General features: G+C 72.6%; 3 protein-coding genes and 1 pseudogene. 3 read left to right on the top strand and 1 reads right to left on the bottom strand.

Annotated features, from left to right (window positions below; translation table 11 throughout):
• On the top strand, positions 1–1125 hold a 1125-nt coding region (locus ABD317_RS34130; protein ID WP_344295264.1), incomplete at its 5' end, for an ABC transporter substrate-binding protein.
• A 286-nt stretch (positions 1126–1411) separates the two neighbouring features.
• Positions 1412–2098, top strand: coding sequence for a glycoside hydrolase family 11 protein (locus ABD317_RS34135; RefSeq protein WP_344295266.1), 687 nt, complete (start codon positions 1412–1414; stop codon positions 2096–2098).
• A gap of 94 nt (positions 2099–2192) precedes the next feature.
• Here the strand turns inward: ABD317_RS34135 and ABD317_RS34140 are convergent, their stop codons facing one another.
• Complete coding sequence (locus ABD317_RS34140) at positions 2193–3284, bottom strand: glycoside hydrolase family 5 protein (protein WP_344295268.1); 1092 nt, start codon at positions 3282–3284, stop codon at positions 2193–2195.
• Between the two features lie 568 nt (positions 3285–3852).
• On the opposite strand from ABD317_RS34140, the pseudogene ABD317_RS34145 reads away from it, so the two are divergent.
• Positions 3853–4181 (top strand): annotated as a pseudogene (locus tag ABD317_RS34145) (hypothetical protein); the annotation flags it as partial.

Genomic DNA, 4181 nt, shown 5'->3' on the forward strand with positions numbered 1-4181 from the left:
GGCTCCGGCGAGGGCGGCGGCGCCCCGCGGAACCTGCCCACCCACGCCATCGCCCTGCACGCCGCCCTGACGGGCGGTCACAAGGCGGCCGGCATCGCGCACGAGCGCGGCGCCCGGCTCGCCGTGGCGCAGCACAACGCCCGCAGCGACGCCGGCTTCCGGCTCTCCCTCGTCCCCTTCGACGACGGCGGCCAGGCCGAACGGGCCCGGGACGTGGCGCGCCGGGTGCTGCGCGAGCAGTCGGTCCGCGCGGTGCTCGGCCCGACGACGGTCCGGACGCTGCGCGCCGCGCTGCCGCTGTACGGGGCGGAGTCGATGCCGGTCGTGGACGTGTCGGTCGACTCCGACGCGGCCGGGGTGTCCACGGGCGAGATCCAGTCTTTCGTCGTCACCCGGCTGTCGGGGGCATACCACCACCTGCCGACACTCGACTACCTGACCCGGGTGCGCGGCGTGGTGCGCACCGCCGTGGTGGAGGACGAGGCCGCGGGCGACGCGACCCGGAAGATCCTGGAGTCCCTGCGCCAGACGCCGCCCGGCGAGGGCGACATCGGCTTCCACCCGGCGGCGCCGTCGGCCGGCTTCGACGCGGCCGTCGCCGCGGCCCTGGCGACGCGGCCGGAGGCCGTCGTCTACGTCGGCCTCGCCCCGGAGCGCGCGGCGGCGTGCGCACGCGCGGTCGCCGAGGCGGGCTTCGAGGGCCCGCGGACGTCGTACGAGCCGGTCATGCGGCCGGCGTTCCTGCGCGAGGCCGGCGAGGCGGCCGAGGGCTGGGTGTTCGGCGCGCCGTACACGGCGGCGGAGCAGGCGAAGACCAAGGCGGCCCGCGCCTTCACGGCCGCGTACCGCGAGCGCTACGACGGCACGCCGCCCCGGTGGGCCGCCGAGGCGTACGACGCCGTGCACCTGATCGCGACCGCGCTCGGCGCGCTGGGCGGCGGCCCGGACATCGTCGCCGGGCAGGTCGCCGAGCGGATCGTCGAGGTGAGCCACACGGGCGTCGCCAAGCCGATCCGTTTCAGCGGCGGCCTGCTGCATCTCCTGCGTGCGGAAGAGGCCAGCTTCCTCTACGAGGCCCGCGGCGGCGCGTTCCGCTACCTCGGCCGCTCCGACCAGGTCACGTGACCGCAGACCGCCGACCCGGCGAACGAAAGTTTCGCTCCTGCCGGGCACCACAAGCGATCTCGAAACCCTGACTGGATCGAGGAACCCCGCAGCCCTCACCAGGAACATCCATGTGAGCTGCACGGACGTCACTCGCACCCCCGCGTAGCCGCGCAGTAATGTTTCGGAATTGCGGTCGAAACTGTTGACACCCTCCCCCGGCGGTCCAACACTGGCGGCGCATGACCCGTTCGGCGCCACCCTGGCCCGACGGCAGGCCCTCCGCCTGCCGCGACGAGGAGGAAGAATGAACACGAACGGCACCCCCCACGGTCTGAGCCGCCGGCAGTTCGCCGGCCGCGCCGGAGCAGTCGTACTCGGCGCGTCCGCGGCGACCTTCGCGTCCGCCGGAGCCGCGCAGGCCCAGACCATCACCACCAACCAGACGGGCAACCACAACGGGTACTTCTACTCGTTCTGGACCGACGCGCAGGGCACGGTCTCGATGACCCTGGGCGGCGGCGGCAACTACAGCACCTCGTGGGGCAACACCGGCAACTTCGTCTGCGGCAAGGGCTGGAGCAACGGCAGCCGCCGCAACGTGGGCTACTCCGGCAGCTTCAACCCGTCCGGCAACGGCTACCTCTGCCTCTACGGCTGGACCTCGAACCCGCTCGTCGAGTACTACATCGTCGACAGCTACGGCACGTACCGGCCCACCGGCGAGGGCAGGGGCTCGGTCAGCAGCGACGGGGTCACGTACGACATCTATCGCACGATGCGGTACAACGCCCCGTCCGTCGAGGGCACCGCGACCTTCCCGCAGTTCTGGAGCGTCAACCGGTCCAAGCGGGTGGGCGGCACGATCAACACCGGCGCGCACTTCGACGCCTGGGCCCGGGCCGGGATGCAGCTGGGCAACTTCGCCTACTACATGATCATGGCGACGGAGGGCTACCAGAGCAGCGGCAACTCCAACATCAACGTCGGCTGACCGGACGGGCCGGGCAGCCCTCCCCCAGGGGTGGGGGAACCGCCGCGGGACCGGCCCGCTCCGGGCCGGTCCCGCGGTCTTCGCGCGTGCGCCGTCACTCCCTGATGCGGTCCCGGATCCAGACCCCGGCCTCCTTCAGCACGCCGGTGCCCGTCCACTCGTCCCCGTTGCAGGTGCCCTCCCGGAACACCGCGCCCGAGCGGTGGTCGTCGGAGAAGTTCCAGTTGGTCCAGGAGATGCCCTTCTCCCTCATCAGGTCCAGGTACCGCTGCGACATCGCGAAGTCGTTCGCGCCCTCGCCCGCGTAGTTCTGGGTGCCGAACTCGGTGACGAACACCGGGAGTTCGTCGGCGGCGCGGGAGAGCGTCCGCAGGTACTCGTCCCCGTGCGAGGCGGCGTAGAAGTGGAACGTGTACATGATGTTGTCGGCGTCGACGGGGTTCTCGATCACCTCGCGCTCGTCCGCGCCGTCGGAGACGCCGAAGGAGGACCAGGCGCGGGTGCCGACGAGGACGACGCCGTCGGGGTCGTGCCGCCGGACGACGGGGATGATCTCCTCGGCGTACGACTTGACCGACGCCCAGCCGACGCCGTTGGGCTCGTTGGCGATCTCGTAGAAGACGCCCGGCTGGTCGGCGTACCTGGCGGCCATGTCGGTGAAGAAGCGCTTCGCGAGTTCGGTGTTGGCGTTCGGGTCGCCGGGGCTGAGCATGTGCCAGTCGATGACGGCGTACATGCCGCGCTCGATCGCCTGGTCGACGACGCGCTGTGCGATCTCCGTGAACCGCTCGGGGTCGGTCTCGTAGCCGCCTTCCTGGACGTAGGTGGAGACGCGCAGCACGTCCGCGTCCCAGTCGTGGGCCAGCGCGTCGAGGGAGCCGTCGGTGAGGCACCGCTCGAACCACTGGGTGCCGTGCGAACTCATGCCGTTCAACTGGACGGCCCGGCCGTCCTGGTTGCACAGCTTCGTGTCGCAGACCGCCAGGCGGCCGTTCTCGGCGACGGGCGAGCCAAGCGGGGCGGCGGCCGGCGCGGCGGCCGGCGCGTCGCGGGAGCCGCGGGCGTCCCGGGTGCCGGCGCCGGGGCCCTCGTCGGCTCCGGCGCTGAGCTGCGGGGTGAGGGCGAGGAGCAGGGCCGCGGTCGCGGCGGTTGCGGAACCGAGCAGGAGGGGCTTGGTCCTTCGCATGGGGGTCTCCAGTGTGTGGGGGTCATGCCATCCGGAGCGCAGATGGGTGTGGCCGGAAAGCTAGGGACCTTTCCCCACGCCGTCAAGACTGGAAGGAAACTTTCCTAACTACGTAGCTACGGGCGGTCGTCGGCGGGTCTACAGCAGGAGATAGAGCACCACCGCCAGCGGCGCGACGACCGCGATGGTCAACGTGATGATCCAGGCGGTGACGCCGAAGGTGCGGTCGTTGTCCATGTGGGGCCTCCCCGAGGGCAGCCGAGAGCCTCGGCCGTGCGGGGGGCGACGCCAGTATGCGACGGATTCGTCGCGCCGTGGGGTGATTCGACCGACCCGATCGGCGAGCGGCCGGGGGCGAAGGGGCCGCGGGAACCGCAACCTGCTTGCATAATCGTCGGCATCGAACTGGAGGGGAACGCCAGTGCCATCCGACGGATGTCCGCGGTGCTTCGCGCCGCTCAAGGAGGACGGCAGGCCGGGTTGCGCGTGCGCGGAGGCCGCGGCGCAGGAACCGGACACGCCGACGACCGCGCAGCGGACCGAGCGGCGGCTGATCAGACCGTACGTCATGCGCGCGCCCGCGGCCGGCGGCGAGGACGACGCCGAGGGCGGGGCGGACCCCGGCGGCGAGCAGGAACCGGTGCCGGGGACGGAGTTGCTGCCCGTGCCCCGTGCCGCCTATCTGCCGCAGGTGCCGCGGAAGGGCGTGGTCGCGCGCGTCGAGGCCGCGGCCGTGGAGCCCGAGCCCGCACCGGAGCCCGAACCCGCACCGGAGCCGGAAACCGGCGCCGCGGAGGCGGGCGACGCTGGACGGCGGGCACGCCCTGCGGCGCTGCTCCTCGCGGGCGGCGGCGCGGGGGGGGTGCTCGCCGGGCTCGTCGTCACCGCCGCGCAGGC

The sequence above is a fragment of the Streptomyces synnematoformans genome, assembly GCF_039531005.1.
Lineage (GTDB): Bacteria > Actinomycetota > Actinomycetes > Streptomycetales > Streptomycetaceae > Streptomyces > Streptomyces synnematoformans.